The organism is Stappia sp. ABD4_338 (assembly GCF_056312175.1).
Window position 1 is genome coordinate 3,650,324 of record NZ_CM149982.1, and the last position, 18,385, is coordinate 3,668,708.

An 18,385-nucleotide genomic window follows, 5' to 3' on the forward strand; every position below is an offset into this window, starting at 1 on the left:
CAAAAACGCGGCACCCGTGGGCACCGCGTTTTCCTGACCGCTTAGCGGCGCAGACCCAGACGCTTGATCAGGTCCTGGTAACGGCCCTGGTCGGTCTTCTTGAGGTAGTCGAGAAGCGAACGGCGCTGGCTCACGAGCTTCAGAAGGCCGCGGCGGGAGTGGTTGTCCTTGCCGTGGGTCTTGAAGTGCTCGGTGAGGTTGGTGATACGCTCGGTCAGGATCGCGACCTGCACGTCGGCAGACCCCGTGTCACCTTCCTTGGTCGCGTATTCCTTGATCAGTTCCGCCTTGCGCTCGGCAGTGATCGACATCGGTAAGTCCTTTCCGTGGTTTCGCGCCCGTCACCGGTCCGCGAGATGAAAAACGCGCCGCGGCAGCAACTCCCCGCGCTCCACCTCGCCGAGTGCCACGAGCTCTCCCTGAGCCGTGACACATACCGGTCCGGTGAAGGCGGGCGCATCGCGCCCGCGCAGCAAAACGCCCTGCCCCTGTCGGAGTCGGGCCGCATCCTGCCTGCTCACGGCCAGCGCCGGGATGTCGTCCAGCGCGGTCTGAACAGGCATGATGAAGGGTGCGTGGACCTCGCCGAGGCCCGCGCCGGGCGCACATTGCCCCAAGTCCTCCAGAGTTTCCAGCGGAATCATGTCCTCTTCCGCGAAGGGACCGACCAGCAGCCGACGCAGGTGCGTGACATGTCCGAGCGTCCCGAGCCGCAGCCCCAGGTCGCGGGCAAGCGCACGCACATAGGTGCCCTTGCCGCATTCGGCCTCGAACACGGCATGGTCGGCGTCGGGACACTCGACGAGATCGAGCCGGTGCACGTCGATCTCGCGGGCGTCCAGCTCCACCTCCTCGCCCTCGCGGGCAAGGTCGTAGGCGCGCGCGCCCTCGACCTTGATCGCCGAGAACTTCGGCGGAACCTGGAGGATCGTTCCGGTGAATTCGGGCAGAATGGCGAGAATGCTGTCCCGCGAGGGCCTCACGTCGGAGGTGGCCGTCACCTCGCCCTCTGTGTCATCGCTCGCCGTCGCCTCACCCCATCGCACGGTGAAGCGGTAGACCTTTCGACCGTCCATGGCGAAAGAGACCGTCTTGGTCGCCTCCCCGAAAGCGATCGGCAGGCAGCCGGACGCGAGCGGATCCAGAGTGCCGGCATGGCCGACCTTCTCGGGGTGAAAGATCTTCTTGAGCCGGGTCAAGGCCTCGTTCGAGGTCAGCCCGACAGGCTTGTCGAGCACCAGCCAACCGTCGATGCGGTTGCGGTTCGCCTTCTTGCGCCGCGCCATGTCAGTCGCGTCCGCCGTCCGTGTGCGCATCGTCGTCGCCATCCTCGTCATCGAGGTCGCGCCGCACGTCGTCGCTGTTGAGCAGCGTCGTGATCCGGTCGTCGTCGTCGAACCTTGTGTCGAGCACGAAGCGCAGATCCGGCATGAACTTCATGGTCAGCCGGCGGGCAAGTTCCCGGCGAATGACGCGGGCCGAGCGGTTGAGTCCCTCTACGACCTTGTCGCCGTCGCGACCGCCAAGCGGCATGACGAGGCAGGTGGCCACGCGCAGGTCAGGCGTCATGCGCACTTCCGGCACGGAGATGATCACGCCATCGAGCGACGGGTCGGCCAGGGTGCCGCGCGAGAGAATGTCGGAGACGTCCTTGCGCACGAGTTCGCCCACACGCAGCTGCCGCTGCGAGGGCATTCCGGCGGGAGTCCGGTTCGATGGAGCCATGGGTCAATTCCAAACACGAGGGCCGGTCGCCGCGCGCCGGGCCTTGCAGGCCGAGGCGGAAACGGCAAAGCCGGCGGGAACCTCCCGCCGGCGCCGATGCGGTATCCGGCCGCGCGGATTACAGCGTGCGGGCCACTTCCTCGACCCGGAAGCACTCGATGACGTCGCCGGGACGCATGTCCTGGTAGCCAACGAAGTTCATGCCGCACTCCTGGCCCGACTGCACTTCCTTGACCTCGTCCTTGAAGCGCTTGAGCGTGCCGAGCTTGCCTTCGTGAATCACCACATTGTCGCGAATGAGGCGGACTTCCGCGCCACGCTCGACAATGCCCTCGGTGACGAGGCAGCCGGCGACCTTGCCGACCTTGGTGATGTTGAAGATCTCGCGCACTTCCGCGTTGCCGAGGAAGGTCTCGCGACGCTCGGGCGAAAGCATGCCGGACATGGCCGCCTTCACGTCATCGACCAGATCGTAGATGACGTTGTAGTAGCGGATCTCCAGACCCTCGCGATCCGCGGCCTCGCGCGCCTGCTTGTTGGCGCGGACATTGAAACCGATGATCTGCGCGTCCGAGGCGGTGGCGAGCGTCACGTCGCTCTCGGTGATGCCACCGACACCCGAATGGATGACACGCGCCTTGACCTCGTCCGTGCCGAGCGCGTCGAGCGCGCCGACGATGGCCTCCGACGAGCCCTGCACGTCGGCCTTGATCAGGAGCGGGAACTCCTTGTGACCGGCCTCCTGCAGACGGTTCATCATCTGCTCGAGAGAGCCGCGGGCACCAAGCTCGCGCACGCTGGTCTTCTCGCGCTTCACGCGCTGGCGGTACTCGACGATCTCGCGGGCGCGGGCCTCGTTCTCGACCACGGCGACCATGTCGCCGGCTTCCGGCGTGCCGTTGAAGCCGAGAACCTCGACCGGCTTGGACGGGCCGGCTTCCTTTTCCTGACGGTTGTTCTCGTCAAGCATGGCGCGCACGCGGCCCCACTCGGACCCGGCGACGAGAATGTCGCCGACCTTGAGGGTGCCCTTCTGAACGAGCACGGTCGCAACCGGACCACGTCCCTTGTCGAGCTGCGCCTCGATGACGATGCCTTCCGCCGTGCGGTCGGGATTGGCCTTGAGCTCCAGAACTTCGGACTGCAGGAGGATCGCCTCGAGCAGCTTGTCGAGATTGGTGCCCTTGAGGGCCGAAACCTCGACCTCGAGGGTGTCGCCGCCCATGGACTCGACCACGATCTCGTCGCTCAGGAGTTCCGTGCGCACCCGGGTGGGGTCCGCGCCTTCCTTGTCGATCTTGTTGATCGCCACGATGATCGGAACACCGGCAGCCTTGGCGTGGCTGATCGCCTCCTTGGTCTGCGGCATGACGCCATCGTCGGCCGCCACCACCAGGATGACGACGTCCGTCGCCTTGGCGCCACGGGCGCGCATCTGGGTGAAGGCCGCGTGACCGGGCGTGTCGATGAAGGTGATCTTGTGACCGTTGCGCTCGACCTGGTAGGCGCCGATGTGCTGGGTGATGCCACCGGCCTCGCCCTGCACCACGTTCGACCGGCGCAGAGCGTCGAGGAGCGAGGTCTTGCCGTGATCGACGTGCCCCATGATGGTCACGACCGGCGCGCGCGGCTCCAGCTTGTCATCGGGATCGGCCTGCGAGAACAGACCGTCCTCGACGTCCGCTTCCGAGACGCGCTTGACCGTGTGGCCCATCTCCTCGGCGATCAGCTCCGCCGTATCGGCGTCGATCACGTCGTTGATCTTGAGCATCTGCCCCTGCTTCATCAGAAGCTTGATCACGTCGACCGCGCGCTCGGCCATGCGGTTGGCGAGCTCCTGGATCGTGATCGCCTCGGGCAGAACGACCTCGCGGGAAATCTTCTCGCGAACGACCTGCTGGCCGGCACGGCGCTCCTTCTCGCGACGGCGGCGAAGCGAGGCGAGCGAACGGCTGCGCCCCTCCTGGTCACCGGTGGCGGAGGAAATCGTCAGCTTCGAACGACGGCGATCGTCACCGGCACCACGCGACGGGGTGCGCTCGGGCGTTGCCTTGCCACCACCGCGCTTGGCCGGCTTGGCAGCCGCGGGCTTGCGGTCCTCGGCGCCACGGGACGCCGGCGCAGAAGCAGCGGGGCGCGCGGCGGCGGGACGGGCAGCCGGGGCCGCCGCGGCCGGAGCCTGGGCGGGTGCCGCGGAGGCGGCGGGCGCCTCCTCGCCGACGGCGGCCGCCATCGCGGCGGCGGCATCGGAAGTGGAAACCTTTTCGCGCACCTCTTCCGGCTCGGCCGCCTTGCGGGCAGCTTCCTCGGCAGCGCGACGCTCGGCCTCTTCCGCCTCGATGCGGGCGCGCTCGGCCTCCTCGGCCTTGCGACGTGCCTCTTCCTCGCGGCGACGGGCCTCTTCCTCGGCGCGGCGCTTCTGGTCCTCGACCTCACGAACCTGCGCCTCGCGCAGGGCCGCCTGGCGGGCCGCCGCCTCGTCCTCGGTCAAGGTGCGCAGGATGTTGCCGCGCGGACGCTGGCCGGACGCGGCCTGGCGCGCCGGAGCCGCGTCGGCCTGACGGCGTTCGCGGGACGCGGCGGAGGGCTGCTGCGGCTGGGGCTGCGGCGCTTCGGCCTCGGTCTTCCCGCCTTCGCCCGGCAGGACGACACGGCGCTTCTTCTTCTCGACCACGACCGCCTTGGAGCGCCCATGGGAGAAGCTCTGACGGACCGTGCCCTGTTCAACGCCGGAGCGTTTCAGGCCCAGTGTCTTGCGCTCCATGCTGATCGTCTTGTCGCCGGGATTTTTCGTTTCGCTCATATCGCCTTCAGTCCTGGATCACCGCATCGCTTACACCGCTATCTGACGCCTCAAGGAAGCTGGCCGGAAAACCGGCCCGGAACCGCTCCAGATCCGCGATCCGGGCAAGCGCGTTTTCGCTCGCTCGGCCTGCAAGCAGTGCAGCATGTATCACATTTGACCGACCCAATGCCAAATCCAATTGAGTCGATTCAAAACAACCGATCATCCGGCATCCGCCGGTGTCGGCAAATCGTGCCCGCGCGATCGCGGCGAGCTTTCCCGCACCGTCCTCGCCGCCATCGCTGGCATGGACAAGCGCCACAACATCGTCACTGCGTACCGCCGCCTCGACCTTGGCGAAACCGCTGACGATCTCGCCGGCCTTGCGCGCGAATGACATCGCATCGAGCGCGGCACGCTCCAGGAGGGCCTCGACCTGCTCGGCCAGATCCCCCTCCACCCGCACACCGCCATCCTTGAGGGCGCGAGCGAAAACCTTCTTCTTCTGGGCGGCGGCAACGCTTTCACGATCCGCCGTCACCCAGACGCCACGGCCCGGAAGCCTCCGGCGCAGATCGGGAACGATCACGTTGTCCGGCCCGGCCACGAAGCGGATCAGGTCGGCCACCGGCCGCACGGTCCGCGTCAGGGCACAGCTACGTTCCAACGGGTCGTTTCGTCTCGGCACAGCGCCACCTTGCGACGGAACCGCCCGGACACCCGCCCGAAACGATCCCGCCAGATTGTTACCCCTGGCCGCACGGACCCGCCGCAGCGGCGGAAACCGTCAGACCTCGTGGACGACGCCGGTCGTGACGACGCCGGTTTCTTCCTCACCGGCCTCTTCGCCGTCCTCCTCGGCTTCCCCGGCCTCGTCAGCCTCGAGCTCCTCGGCGCTGATCCAGCCCGCCGCGACGCGCGCGGCCATGATGGCGGCCTCCGCATCGGCACGGGAGAAATCAAAGTCGCTCAGCGCACCGGGATGACGCACGACCTCGCCATTGGCACGCTCGGTCCAGCCGGTCAGGTCGTCGGTCGCGCAACCGGCAAGATCCTCGACGGAGAACACCTCGTCCTTGCCCAACGCCACGAGCATGGCGGTGGTGATGCCGGGGATCGCGCGCAGGTCGTCGGAAACGCCCAGTTCACGGCGCTCCTCGTCGAGCTTCGCCTCGACTTCCTCGAGGTACTCGCGGGCGCGCGCCTGGATCTCGTCGGCGGTTTCCTCGTCGAAGCCCTCGATGGAAGCCACCTCGTCGCGTTCGACATACGCCACTTCCTCGACGGAGGCAAATCCTTCGGACGCCAGAAGCTGTCCGACGACCTCGTCGACATTGAGCGCATCCATGAAAAGCTGGGTCCGCTCGGCGAATTCCTTCTGCCGGCGCTCGGACTCGTCATGCTCGGTCATGATGTCGATGGCCCAGCCCGTGAGCTGGGACGCGAGACGCACGTTCTGGCCGCGACGACCGATCGCGAGCGAGAGCTGCTCGTCGGGGACGACCACCTCGATGCGCTCCGCATCCTCGTCGACCACGACCTTGGCGACTTCCGCCGGCTGCAGCGCGTTAACGATGAAGGTCGCCTCGTCCGGGCTCCAGGGAATGATGTCGATCTTCTCGCCCTGAAGCTCGCCAACGACCGCCTGGACGCGGCTGCCGCGCATACCGACGCAGGCGCCGACGGGATCGATCGAGCTGTCCTTGGAGATGACCGCGATCTTGGCGCGCGAGCCCGGATCGCGGGCAACCGCACGGATCTCGATGACGTTGTCGTAGATCTCCGGCACTTCCTGGGCGAAGAGCTTCGCCATGAACTGCGGATGGGTGCGCGACAGGAAGATCTGCGGACCGCGCTGTTCGCGGCGCACGTCGTAAATGTAGGCGCGAATGCGGTCACCGGTCCGGAACTGCTCGCGCGGGATCAGTTCGTCGCGGCGCACGATCGCCTCGCCACGACCGAGGTCGACGATGACGTTGCCATATTCGACACGCTTGACGACGCCGTTGACGACCTCGCCGATGCGGTCCTTGAACTCGTCGTACTGGCGGTCGCGCTCGGCCTCACGCACCTTCTGCACGATGACCTGCTTGGCGGACTGCGCGGCAATGCGGCCAAAGTCGAGCGGCGGCAGCGGCTCGGCTATGAAATCGCCGATCTGCGCAGCCGGATTGCGGGCAAGCGCATCCTGCTTCTCGATCTCGGTCGCGGGGTTCTCCATGTGCTCGACCACGAGCAGCAGGCGCTGGAGCTTGATCTCGCCGGTGCGCGGATTGATCTCGGCGCGCACCTCGGTCTCCGATCCGTAGCGCGAGCGCGCCGCCTTCTGGATCGCATCCTCCATCGCCGCGATGACGATGCCCCTGTCGATCGTCTTCTCACGCGCGACAGCGTCCGCGATCTGCAGAAGCTCGAGCCGGTTCGCACTGATTGCCATCTCGGTCCACTCCTTGGGCGCCGTCCGTGCGGCGCGTCCTCCTGGCTGCGGCCGGCTCACGCCGGCGCCATGATGTCATTGTCACGCCCGACGGGCGATTATTCCTCGCCGCCCGCATCCTCTGCGGATGTCGTGGCGCGGGCGCCATTCGCCTTCTTCGCCTTGCGACGGGCTGCCTTCTCGGCCTTGAGAGCGGCCTCCACCAGCGCGTCGGTCATGACCAGACGCGCCTCCGCCATGTCGGCGAAGGCAAGATGGATGTCCGGATCGCCATCATCGGGCAGATCCTCGAGACGCAGCACCAGATCGCCGTCCTTCACGCCGCGGATCTCGCCGCGAAACCGCTTCCGGCCATCGCGCGGAACGGCCAGCTCCAGCTTGACCATGTGACCGCGCCAGCGCGCGAAGTCTTCGGGCCGCACCAGAGGACGATCCACGCCCGGCGAAGAGATCTCCAGATTGTATTCCTGGTTGATCGGATCCTCCACATCGAGGATCGGGGTCACCGCGCGGCTGACCGCCTCGCAGTCGTCGACGGTCATCGTGCCGTCCGGTCGCTCCGCCATGATCTGCAGCGTCATGCCGTCCATGCCGGACAGCTTCACGCGCACAAGACGGAAGCCGAGATCGACGATCGCCGGCTCGAGCATGTCGGCGATGCGCGCCTCAAGACCGTTTTCGCGAACGATGCGCGTGTCGCGTTCCTGCACCGTGTCCTCTTTGTGCCTGCTCGCGGGGCCAAAACAAAAAGAGCGGGTCCCGTGGGGCCCACTCTCATGCTGCTCACGCGAGCCATAGAGATTGAATAGTCGGAAATATAGCGATCAGCCCGCGCAAAGCAAGAAGATTCGGCTTCCGCATGCCTCAGCGGCGTCGGAACTCCAGGTAGTGACCGCACCGGCCCTCACGAAACGCCTTGTCCTCGTAGCGGGTTCCCGACCACGGTTGCCAGGGCTCGCGCCAGTCCGCCGCCCGCTCCGCCGTCCAGCCGAAATCCGGGCGGCGGGCGAAATGCGCGAGCGTCCATTCGACATAGGTGTCGATGTCGCTGGCAAAGCGGTAGCAGGCACCAGGCTTCAGCACCCTTGCGAAACGATCGATGTTCGACTGGCTGACGAAACGCCGCTTCCAGTGGCGGCGCTTGGGCCAGGGATCGGGATAAAGCTGATAGATACCGTCGAGCGAGGCCTCGGGCAGCCAGTCGAGAAGCGGCACGGCATCGTCATCGTAGAGACGCACGTTGCCGAGTCCGGCCTCGTCCACGTCCACGACCGTCTTGGCGAGCGAATTCACGAACGGCTCGACGCCGATGAAGCCTGTGTCGTCCAGTCTCCGGGCCTCATGCATCAGATGCTCGCCGCCGCCAAAGCCGATCTCGAGCCAGACAGAGGTCACCGGTGCATCGAAGAGCTCGCGCAGATCAGAAGGCGCGGGGCGCGAGAGATCGACCTTGAGCCGGCCGATCGCCGCCTCGAAGCGTGCCCTTCGCTGCTCCCGCAGGGGTTTGCCGACACGGCGGCCGAAAAACGAGCCGCGCGGGTGGTCACTCATGTGCATCGTTCCGTTGCTGATGCGTCACAATGGCAACGCCCGGCGCATCGTGAGGATGCGCCGGGCGAGGAACGTCCCGGTCCTGTCCGGCAGGGATCAGGAAATGGCGTCGCGCAGCGCGTGCACCAGGTCGATCTTCTCCCAGGAGAAGCCGCCGTCCGCCTCCGGCTCGCGACCGAAGTGGCCGTAGGCAGCCGTACGGGCATAGATCGGGCGGTTGAGGCCCAGGTGCTGGCGGATGCCGCGCGGCGTCAGGCTCATGACCTCCCGCGCTGCCTTCTCCACCTTTTCCTCGGCCACATTCCCGGTGCCATGCAGGTCGACGTAGACCGACAGCGGCTCGGCAACACCGATGGCGTAGGAGAGCTGGATGGTGCAACGGTCGGCCAGGTTGGCGGCGACGACGTTCTTGGCGAGGTAGCGCGCCGCGTAGGCAGCCGAACGGTCGACCTTCGTCGGGTCCTTGCCCGAGAAGGCTCCGCCGCCATGCGGGGCGGCACCACCATAGGTATCGACGATGATCTTGCGCCCCGTGAGGCCCGCATCGCCATCGGGGCCGCCGATGACGAAGGCACCCGTCGGATTGACGTGCCAGACGGTCTCGTCACTGATCCAGCCGCCGGGAATGGCCGTGCGGATGTAGGGCTCGACGATCTTGCGCACGTCGTCCGAAGACAGCGTGCCATCGAGATGCTGGGTGGAGAGAACGATCGAGGTGATGCCGACCGGCATTCCGTTCTCGTAGCGCACGGTAACCTGGCTCTTGGCGTCCGGGCCGAGCACCGGCTCCTTGCCGGACTTGCGCGCCTCGGCCAGAAGCTGAAGAATCTTGTGCGAGTAGTAGATCGGGGCCGGCATCAACTCCGGCGTCTCGCGGCAGGCGTAGCCGAACATGATGCCCTGGTCGCCAGCACCCTCGTCCTTGTTGTCGGCGGCATCCACGCCCTGGGCGATATGCGCCGACTGGGCATGAAGGTGCACCTTCACGTCGCAGTGCTCCCAGTGGAAGCCTTCCTGCTCGTATCCGATATCCTTGATCGCCATGCGCGCCAGATGCGCGATGTACTCATGGGTGATCTCGGCCGGCCCGCGGGTTTCGCCGGCAATCACGACCCGGTTCGTCGTCGCGAGCGTTTCACAGGCCACGCGGGCCTCGGGCATCTCGGAAAGAAACGCGTCGACGACCGTGTCGGAGATCCGGTCGCAAACCTTGTCGGGATGGCCTTCCGATACGGATTCGGAAGTGAAGAGATAATTTTGACGAGCCACGTTCAACCGTCCTTCTGGGAAGCATTCGAGCGGGATACCAGGATCATCCGGGCATCCGGCTCGACACATGCCAGCGAAGGCGCGCTTTCGTCAAGGCGAAGGGGCCTCTCAGTCGAACAAGCTGTATCGCACTCGGGCCGGGCGACCTAGTGCGGCGAACCGCAAGACCCCGCACAAACCACGGGATGCGCGTTCGTTCACCAGTTTCACGGATGGGTCACGAGAGCCAGAGGGCGAGGTCGGCCGATTTGGCGTATCGGGCGTGTTGCCGGGCCGACTGGCGGCCCGGCAACCTGGCGAAGCGACCGGCAGCCCCCGTCGCAAGCGCCGTCATCATCAAACGTCAGGGATGTCTCAGACCTCCTCGCCCGCGAGTGCACGAACGAGATCCACGACACGACGGCGGACCTTGGGGTCCTCGATCCGCACAAAAGCCTTGTTCAGGGACAGGCCTTCCGAAGAGGAAAGGAAGTCAACCACATAGGAGGCAGGCTTTGCCTCGCCGAAGCCCGCGGCCTCGTCGGGAGTGCCGGGCGCATCCTCGAAAAAGAACGCAACCGGAACCTTCAGAACCGTTGCGATGTGCTGCAGACGGCTGGCGCCGATGCGGTTCGTACCTTTTTCGTACTTCTGAATCTGCTGGAATGTGATACCAAGCGCTTCACCAAGCTTTTCCTGACTCATTCCAAGCATCATGCGACGAAGACGGACACGGCTGCCAACATGCACGTCGATGGGGTTCGGTGCTTTCTTACTGCTCATTATTGTCTTCTTTCCGGTTCGTTCTATTGCTGTGACCAACATTCTTATTGTTTTGAAGAAACTGCGCCCAAGTGGCGTTTACTCGTCGCTCACCCCAAACAACGGTTCAACTACGCAGTCACATCAGATCGCATCACAGGACTACAACCCAATCTACGATCCCGACAGTTTCGGTTGTTATGATGCCGTGCCGCGTTGCGACTCGTCAATCATTACGCGCATCCCCTACGTAACGCGTCACGACCATGACGCCAAGCGAAAGAATCAGGATAATTAACAATGCCCACTCCCGCAGGTCGCGGGATATTCCCTGCTGTATCGTGCCGGGAAGGCGCAAATCCATGTGATCGACCACACCAAGTCCGCGTTCGGCAACCACACGGCCAAAGGGATCGAAGACCGCCGAGATGCCGGTGTTTGCGACTCTGACGAGTGGAAGGCCCTGCTCGATTGCACGCAGCCTCGCGAGGGCAAAATGCTGATAGGGGCCGGAGGTCGCCCCGAACCAGGCGTCATTCGTCACGTTGAGCAGGAAGCCCGGCCGTGCGCCTTCCACCTCCGCAGCGCCGGGAAAGATGGCCTCGTAGCAGATCATTGGCAGAAAGGCCGGCCCCTCGACCGGGTCCAGCAGGCGAGCGCGAAAACCCGCGCGGAACACGCCCGGCAGGGGAACGATCTTGGTCAGCCCCAAGCGCTCCAGCCAGCTCTCGAGCGGCAGGTACTCGCCGAAGGGTACAAGGCGGACCTTGTCGTAGGCGTCGCGGATCTCGCCGTCGCCTCCGATGGCATACACGCTGTTGTAGAAAACCCGACCACCCTCTTCCGTGTCGGCACGCACCGCTCCGGTCACAAGCGTATCGCGCGGACCAAGCAATGCCGCGATGGCGGCAAGCGCGTCCGGCGTCTCGGTGAGGAGAAAGGGGATGGCCGACTCCGGCCAGACGACGATCCGCGGCAATCCGCCGCTGTCGCCGGACCCGGCTTCGTCCCGCCAGGGGGCCTTGCTCATCTCCAGATAGGTGGAAAAGACCTTGCTGCGGTTTTCCGGCAGCCACTTCTCCTCCTGTGGGATCGAGGGCTGGACGAGACGCAACGCGACATCCTGCGGGGCGATGTCGGGCGCAAGGCCCATGCGTGCCGCTCCGGCGCCTTCCGCCACGAGCAGTAGCCCGATCGCCACGACCGCGACCCGCCGTCCGCCACGCGTGCCGTCGGCAAATCCGGCAAGGGCACAGAAGGCAAAGGCAACGAGGAAGGTCAGTCCGTACAGGCCGAGAAAGGCAACCGGCTGGGACAAGAGGGCACTGTCCGCGAAAGCATGGGCCCACACGTTCCAGGGAAAGCCGGTCAGGACATTGCCGCGCAGCCAGTCACCGAGCGTCAGGGCAAGGGCCAGGGCAAGCAACCGGTCCCATCCGTCCCGCCAGAACATGCCGGCGACGGCAACCGCGAGGCCGGTGAAGAGTGCAAGGCCGGCGGGCAGCACCAGCACGGCAAGCGGCATCAGCGCGGCGAATTGATCCGCTTCAACGAGGAAGGCGCGGCCGATCCACCAAAGTCCCGCCAGATGAAAGCCGAAGCCGAAGGCCCACCCGATGCCGAAGGAGGGCGCGAGCCGGGCACGCAGGCGCGAGCGATCCGGGATCGCGCCATCGAGCAGCCATACAAGCCCGGGGAACGAGAGCGCCAGCACGGGAAAGGCGCCGACCGGCGGCAGTGACAGTGCGGCAATGGCCCCCAGAAGGGCGGCAAGCGCGAGACGGCGCCAGCCGTCCGCGAGAAGAAAGACCTGCGCCAGACGCAGCACGGCGGACACTCCCGATCGCAAGAGGTTCGAAGACCGGCCCGCCGGAGCGGCTCCGGCGAATCAGTCTCTTGCCGTGACGATTCCCCCGCCGTCGCCGCGCGGTCAAGCGCAGCGGCGAACTTGCCGGGCAAGGCGACGAAAAACCGCGCCGTCAGACCGCGGGATCGGGACGGCGGATACGACGCCGGGCATCGGCCGCACGCGCCTCTGCGGCGCGCTTGGCACGGATGCGCAAGCGCTTGATCCGCCGGGGATCGGCGTCGAGGATCTCGAACTCGTAACCGGGGAGCTCGCGCACGGTGATGAGCTCGCCGCGCACGGGCACACGTCCCACCAGCGAGAACACCAGACCGCCCAGCGTATCCACTTCCTCGGCAAGGTCCCCGAGTTGAAAATCCGTGCCGATGGCTTCTTCCACCTCTTCGATGGGAACGCGCGGATCGGCTGTCCACACACCGTCGCCGGTGTGGGCGATCATCGCCTCCTCGTCCTCGTCATGCTCGTCCTCGATGTCGCCGAAGACCGTCTCGACGATGTCCTCCAGCGACACGAGACCTTCGGTGCCACCGTATTCGTCGATCACAAGCGCCATCTGGACACGGTCGGCCTGCATCCGGGTCATGAGATCCGTGGCTGGCATCGACGGAGGGACGAACAGCACCGCGCGGATGAGACCGGTTTCGCTCAGCGGCACGGAAAGGTCGACCTGTGAAAGATCGAGATCCTGCTCCGCATTGGACGTCGCCGGTTCGCACCCCGGCGTCGAGCGGGCACAGATATGCGCCATCAGATCCTTGATGTGCACCATGCCCCGCGGGTCGTCGAGCCCGTCGCGGTAGACGGGCATCCGCGAGTGGCCGGATTCGCGGAACACTTCCATCAGCCGGCCGAGCGACACCGTGTCCTCGACCGCGTCGATGTCGGCGCGCGGCACCATCACGTCGTCGACGCGCAATTCCCGCAGCCGCAGGATGTTGGACAGGAGAACCCGTTCCTCGGGCGTGAAGCTTGCGTTGGACCCTGTCTCGCGGGCCAGCTCCTCCTGGAGGTTCTGCCTCAGCGACCCGGGGCCGTTCCGCCGGAGCGACATGACCCCGCGCAGGAAATCCAGGGCACGGGCGCCGGTTCCGGCAAGCCGAAGTGCCGCACCATGCGCCGGCCCGGGCTGCGGGGGCGCGGTGACCATACGTTGCGCCTCCGGCGCGGACGGGGCGGGACTGGACGGGTCTGACGCTCCGTCCTGGGACGCTCTGGCCTCGCCGCCGGCGTTGCGTGCGGCGGGCTGCTCGGGACTTCGGGCCTCGGAATTCATCATCTCGGTTCGTCGTCACCCGGCCGGGCCGGAGACATTGCTCTCCATGTCGTCGTCGCTGCCGGGCGGATCGAGGTACGGATCCGCAATGCCAAGGCTTGCAAGGATCCGCCGTTCCAGATCTTCCATCTCCTCGGCTTCCGCGTCCATATGGTGATCGTAGCCGAAAAGGTGAAGGAACCCGTGCACGACAAGATGCATGAGATGGTCGAAAAGGGGAATATCCAGTTCCCCGGCCTCCCGCTCAACCGTCTCGCGCGCCAGGATCAGGTCTCCGAGCAGGGGCCCATACGGCGGCTCATCCTCGTCGCCACCGGGAAACGAGAGGACGTTCGTCGGCGCATCCTTGCCGCGCCAGTCGCGATTGAGCTCACGCACACGGGTATCGTCGGCCAGGACCACCGAAAGCTCGGAACCTTCCAGGATACGCGGCCGGGCGAACCGGCAGGCGGCCTCGACGGCGCGGGCGACAAGCGCCTCGAGTGCGTCCTCGTCGCCCCATCCGTCCGCCTCGATCGAGAGGTCGATCTCGGGCAGGATCAACGCCTCGTCGGACTGCGTGCTCACGACGCGGTCTCGCGCGACCGTCGGGCGTTGCGGGCGGACTGTTCGGCCCGTGCCGCGGCTTCTTCCGCCCGGGCGCTCGCCTCGCGGCCAGCCTCGTCATAGGCCCGCACGATACGCGCGACGAGTTCGTGGCGCACCACGTCGACCTCGGTGAACCGCACCGTCGCGACCCCCTCGACCTCCTCAAGCAGATCAAGCGCCTCGCGCAGGCCGGACACCTGGCCGGGCGGGAGGTCGATCTGGCTCGGATCGCCGGTGACGATCATGCGCGAGTCCTCGCCCAGACGCGTCAGGAACATCTTCATCTGCATGGAGGTCGTGTTCTGCGCCTCATCGAGGATCACAACCGCGTTGGACAGTGTGCGCCCGCGCATGAAGGCGAGCGGGGCCACCTCGATCATTCCCGACTGCAGGCCACGCTCGACCTTCTCCGCCGGCATCATCTCGTAAAGCGCGTCGTAGAGCGGACGCAGATAGGGGTCGACCTTCTCCTTCAGGTCGCCGGGCAGGAAGCCGAGCCGCTCGCCCGCTTCCACCGCGGGTCGCGAAAGGATGAGCCGTGCCACATCGCCACGCTCCAGCAGCGCCGCCGCATAGGCCACCGCCAGGAACGTCTTGCCGGTTCCCGCCGGACCGACACCGAAGGTCAGGTCGCAGCGGTCCATGGCACGGATGTAGGCGTCCTGCGCCGGCGTGCGGGCAAGAACCGTCTTGCGGCGCGTGGAGACCTGCGCGAAGGCAAGGTGCGACTTGCGCTCGAGACTGGGAAGGTCCAGCTGCGCGTCCTCGGCCGCAGCCATGCGCAATGCCCCGTCGATATCGCCTGGATGCAATTCGTGTCCCTGCTGAAGGCGTGCGTAAAGGGCTTCCAGCGCGCGGCGTGCCTGATCGCACCCTGAATGCCGGCCCTTGATGATGACCTGGTTGCCGCGCGCGACCGCGTCGACACCAAGGCGCTGCTCGATGAGGGCAAGGTTCTGGTCGAACTGGCCGAAAAGATCGCCCACGAGGCGATTGTCGTCAAAGGCCAGAACCACGTGGGTCATGTCGGAAGCGGGAACCGCATCGCGGTTGCCGCCCCGTGGGGTCCGGCTGTCGCCGGTCAAGCGGCTTCTCCTGACATCCTGTCTCCTGACGCCCCGCCGCGTCGATCCACCTTACGCCGAGGCCGAGGTTGCGACTTTCACATTGTGCCCTGTCGCAAGGCGCGCGAACAGGGAATTCGAGCCCGTACCGGTGATTTCCACCGTCGCAATCTCTCCGATCAGGCTTTCCGGCGCCTCCACCTGCACAGGCTGCAGGAAGGGCGAACGGCCCGCGATCTGGCCCGGATTGCGGCCGGGTTTCTCGAACAGCACTTCGCAGACACTTCCGACCAGCGACGCGTTGAACGCCTTTTGCTGGCGCGTGATCAGGTCCTGAAGCTCGTGCAGACGCGCGGTCATCACGTCGTCCGGCACCTGGTCGGGAAGCTTCGCACCGGGCGTGCCCGGGCGCGGGCTGTATTTGAAACTGAACGCCGAGGCGTAACCGACCCGCTCCACCAGATCCATGGTGTCACGGAAATCGGCGTCCGTCTCACCCGGAAAGCCGACAATGAAATCCCCTGAAAGGGCCATGTCGGGACGGGCCTCGCGAATGCGGTCGATGAGGCGGAAGTAGGCCTCGCGCGTGTGCTTGCGGTTCATGGCCTTGAGGATCCTGTCGGACCCGGACTGCACGGGCAGGTGCAGATAGGGCATGAGCTGCGGCAGGTCCCGGTGCGCCTCGATCAGCTCCGCATCCATGTCACGCGGATGGCTGGTGGTGTAGCGCAGCCGGTCCAGCCCCTCGATCTCCGCGAGTCGGCGCAGAAGCTCACCGAGCCCCCAGGTTCGTCCGTCGGCGCCTTCGCCGTGCCAGGCGTTCACGTTCTGGCCGAGCAGCGTCACCTCGCGCACGCCCCGCGACGCCAGTCGCTCCGCCTCGCCGACGATCTGCTCCACGGAGCGCGACACTTCCGCGCCACGGGTGTAGGGCACGACGCAGAAGGTACAGAACTTGTCGCACCCTTCCTGAACCGTGAGAAAGGCGGTCAGGGCGCGCTTGCCGTCGCGCGCGGCGGCCGGCTTCGCCAGATGGCGGAACTTCTCCTCGATCTCGAACTCGGTCTCGACCACCGCCTCGCCCGTGCCGGCACGCGCCAGAAGTTCCGGCAGCCGGTGATAGGTCTGCGGGCCGAACACGAGATCGACCACGGGCGCGCGGCGCGAGATTTCCTGTCCCTCCGCTTGGGCGACACAGCCCGCGACACCGATCATGGTCGCCTTGCCGGCCTCGGCCCGGGCGTCCTTGAGCTTCCGCAGCCGCCCGAGTTCGGAATAGATCTTCTCCGCCGCCTTCTCGCGAATGTGGCAGGTGTTGAGGATGATCAGGTCGGCGTCCTCGACCGCCTGGGTCGTCTCATAGCCTTCCGGCGCCAGCGCATCGGCCATGCGCTCGCTGTCGTAGACGTTCATCTGGCAGCCGTAGGTCTTGACGAACACCCGACGGGCGTTCGTCCCTTCCGGAACACTGGCGGAAGCGCTGCCGGCCTGGCTGTCGCCGGCGTGATCGGCACTGCGGGAGTTCTCGGTCATCGTGTCTCCGGGCGGGCATCCTGCCCGCGGCCTGTTCGGTGAGCCTCGCGCCGATCACGGCGCGTCCACGGACGGCGGCAACCTGTCACTGTCGCCCGGCCTGTCCTGAAAATCAGCGCCCGCCTTAGCGGATTTCGGCGCTCTTGAGAATAGCAGGCGCACCGCCGTCAGGCGATTCCCGCTCAGTGCGTTGCGGATCTGCCGCGTCCTCTTCGCCATCGGACACGCCAGCCGTATCTTCAGACTCGGCTCCGGACGGCGCAAGCGCCTCGACGGGTGGCATCCGGTCACGCCCCGTCACCGCCTCGGCCGCCATGGAGCGGACGCTTTCCTCGAGAAGACGCGTAAGCGCCTTGCGGTCGGCACTTGCCTTAACCCGGACGGGTTCGCCCCAGACCACGGTCACATCGACACCACCCTGACGTACCACATTCATGAAATGCGGGACCATTTCCATGTCGCCGTACCAGGCCACATGCGGACGGAACTGCCGGCCCATGGGCAGGCCGTGCAAGTGGGTGTAGGCGATTGCAAGCGGCTGGATCCACATCTCGCCCGTCTCTCCGGCAACCGCATGACGGGCGGCGCCGATGAGGGCGGAGCGGAAGGGAAGCACCTCGTTGCCGCTGTTCGAGGTTCCTTCCGCGAAGAGCACCATGGCATCGCCGCCGGCAAGGCGCCCGCCCAGTTCCTCGGCGGTGCGCGCGGTTGCGCTGCGGCGCTGCCGATCGACGAAGACGGAGCGCTGCAGCTTGGCGAAAAGACCGAAAACCGGCCAGTTCGCCACCTCGGACTTGGCGACGAAAGACAGCGGGGCACGACTGCCGAGCACCGTGATGTCCATCCACGAGACATGGTTGGCGGTGATGAGCAAGGGCCGCCCGGCGGCCTGCCGGCCAACCTCGCGCACGCGAATGCCGACCAGCGCGCAGGCAATGCGATGCCATACGACCGGCAGGTAGCGGCGCACAGGCCCGCCCGTCTTCATGGCAAGCCACTGAACGGGAATAAGGGGCAGGGTCACCACCGTCAGAGCACCCAGAACCAGGGTCGCGCGGACCCGGGACACCGCGCCGGGCATTGCCTACTCCCTGTCCGGGGGAGACAGGGGCACGCCGTAAAGCTCGAGCCGGTGGTCGACGAGGCGGAAGCCGAGCTTGCGCGCGATCGCCTCCTGAAGCCGCTCGATCTCCTCGTTTCGGAACTCGATCACACGCCCGCTCTTCAGGTCGATGAGATGGTCGTGATGCTCGTCCGGAACGGTCTCGTAGCGGGCCCGGCCATCGCGAAAATCGTGACGCTCGATGATGCCGGCATCCTCGAAGAGCTTCACGGTGCGATAGACGGTGGAAATGGAGATGCGCGGATCCTGCTCGACCGCCCGGCGGTAGAGTTCCTCGACGTCCGGATGGTCGCTCGCACCCTCGATCACGCCGGCGATGATGCGGCGCTGCTCGGTCATGCGCATGCCCTTGGCAATGCACTGTTCCTCGAGCGACGACGTTCCGCCCGTCGCGCGCTCGCGCTGCCGGGGAGAGCCGGTGTCGGTCAT

At 66.2% G+C, this 18,385-nt stretch carries 17 protein-coding genes; all 17 read right to left on the reverse strand.

All coding sequences use genetic code 11. The features are described from left to right. Positions 1-41: 41 nt before the first annotated feature. A complete protein-coding gene (rpsO, locus tag ACYX4S_RS16390) occupies positions 42-311 on the reverse strand; it encodes a 30S ribosomal protein S15 (protein ID WP_293719252.1) in 270 nt (89 codons plus the stop codon). 30 nt (positions 312-341) lie between these two features. After that, the gene (gene truB, locus ACYX4S_RS16395) at positions 342-1,316 is read right to left on the reverse strand and encodes a tRNA pseudouridine(55) synthase TruB (protein WP_476360973.1); all 975 of its coding nucleotides are present in this window, start codon (positions 1,314-1,316) and stop codon (positions 342-344) included. After that, positions 1,288-1,725, reverse strand: a complete 438-nt coding sequence (gene rbfA, locus ACYX4S_RS16400; protein WP_476360974.1) for a 30S ribosome-binding factor RbfA — start codon at positions 1,723-1,725, stop codon at positions 1,288-1,290. The genes truB and rbfA overlap by 29 nt, the downstream gene beginning before the upstream one ends. A 118-nt stretch (positions 1,726-1,843) precedes the next feature. After that, positions 1,844-4,528 carry a translation initiation factor IF-2 gene (infB, locus tag ACYX4S_RS16405; protein ID WP_422067611.1) on the reverse strand — a complete coding sequence of 895 codons (2,685 nt, stop codon included), beginning with the start codon at positions 4,526-4,528 and terminating at the stop codon, positions 1,844-1,846. A gap of 7 nt (positions 4,529-4,535) precedes the next feature. Next, on the reverse strand, positions 4,536-5,198 hold the full coding sequence (locus ACYX4S_RS16410; RefSeq protein WP_476360975.1) for an RNA-binding protein: 663 nt from the start codon (positions 5,196-5,198) through the stop codon (positions 4,536-4,538). 99 nt (positions 5,199-5,297) lie between these two features. Further along, positions 5,298-6,947 (reverse strand): transcription termination factor NusA, encoded by a 1,650-nt coding sequence (gene nusA / locus ACYX4S_RS16415; protein ID WP_293719259.1) that lies wholly within the window; start codon positions 6,945-6,947, stop codon positions 5,298-5,300. Between the two features lie 98 nt (positions 6,948-7,045). Then, the gene (rimP, locus tag ACYX4S_RS16420) at positions 7,046-7,657 is read right to left on the reverse strand and encodes a ribosome maturation factor RimP (protein ID WP_476360976.1); all 612 of its coding nucleotides are present in this window, start codon (positions 7,655-7,657) and stop codon (positions 7,046-7,048) included. Positions 7,658-7,811: 154 nt separating this feature from the next. Continuing rightward, the gene (gene trmB, locus ACYX4S_RS16425; RefSeq protein ID WP_476360977.1) at positions 7,812-8,498 is read right to left on the reverse strand and encodes a tRNA (guanine(46)-N(7))-methyltransferase TrmB; all 687 of its coding nucleotides are present in this window, start codon (positions 8,496-8,498) and stop codon (positions 7,812-7,814) included. Positions 8,499-8,594: 96 nt separating this feature from the next. Beyond that, entirely contained in the window at positions 8,595-9,767 is a 1,173-nt protein-coding gene (metK, locus tag ACYX4S_RS16430) for a methionine adenosyltransferase (protein ID WP_476360978.1), read from the reverse strand. Positions 9,768-10,121: 354 nt separating this feature from the next. Beyond that, a complete protein-coding gene (locus ACYX4S_RS16435) occupies positions 10,122-10,529 on the reverse strand; it encodes a helix-turn-helix domain-containing protein (RefSeq protein WP_422067606.1) in 408 nt (135 codons plus the stop codon). 205 nt (positions 10,530-10,734) lie between these two features. After that, positions 10,735-12,336, reverse strand: a complete 1,602-nt coding sequence (gene lnt / locus ACYX4S_RS16440; RefSeq protein ID WP_476360979.1) for an apolipoprotein N-acyltransferase — start codon at positions 12,334-12,336, stop codon at positions 10,735-10,737. 151 nt (positions 12,337-12,487) lie between these two features. Next, complete coding sequence (locus ACYX4S_RS16445) at positions 12,488-13,522, reverse strand: hemolysin family protein (protein ID WP_476360980.1); 1,035 nt, start codon at positions 13,520-13,522, stop codon at positions 12,488-12,490. A gap of 141 nt (positions 13,523-13,663) precedes the next feature. Beyond that, positions 13,664-14,215, reverse strand: coding sequence for an rRNA maturation RNase YbeY (gene ybeY / locus ACYX4S_RS16450; protein ID WP_476360981.1), 552 nt, complete (start codon positions 14,213-14,215; stop codon positions 13,664-13,666). Further along, positions 14,212-15,261 carry a PhoH family protein gene (locus tag ACYX4S_RS16455; RefSeq protein ID WP_476362883.1) on the reverse strand — a complete coding sequence of 350 codons (1,050 nt, stop codon included), beginning with the start codon at positions 15,259-15,261 and terminating at the stop codon, positions 14,212-14,214. The genes ybeY and ACYX4S_RS16455 overlap by 4 nt, the downstream gene beginning before the upstream one ends. Before the next feature lie 111 nt (positions 15,262-15,372). Continuing rightward, positions 15,373-16,833 (reverse strand): tRNA (N6-isopentenyl adenosine(37)-C2)-methylthiotransferase MiaB, encoded by a 1,461-nt coding sequence (gene miaB / locus ACYX4S_RS16460; RefSeq protein WP_476360982.1) that lies wholly within the window; start codon positions 16,831-16,833, stop codon positions 15,373-15,375. A 124-nt stretch (positions 16,834-16,957) separates the two neighbouring features. Beyond that, entirely contained in the window at positions 16,958-17,914 is a 957-nt protein-coding gene (gene olsA, locus ACYX4S_RS16465; protein WP_476360983.1) for a lyso-ornithine lipid O-acyltransferase, read from the reverse strand. 3 nt (positions 17,915-17,917) lie between these two features. Then, positions 17,918-18,385, reverse strand: a complete 468-nt coding sequence (locus ACYX4S_RS16470; protein ID WP_293719274.1) for a Fur family transcriptional regulator — start codon at positions 18,383-18,385, stop codon at positions 17,918-17,920.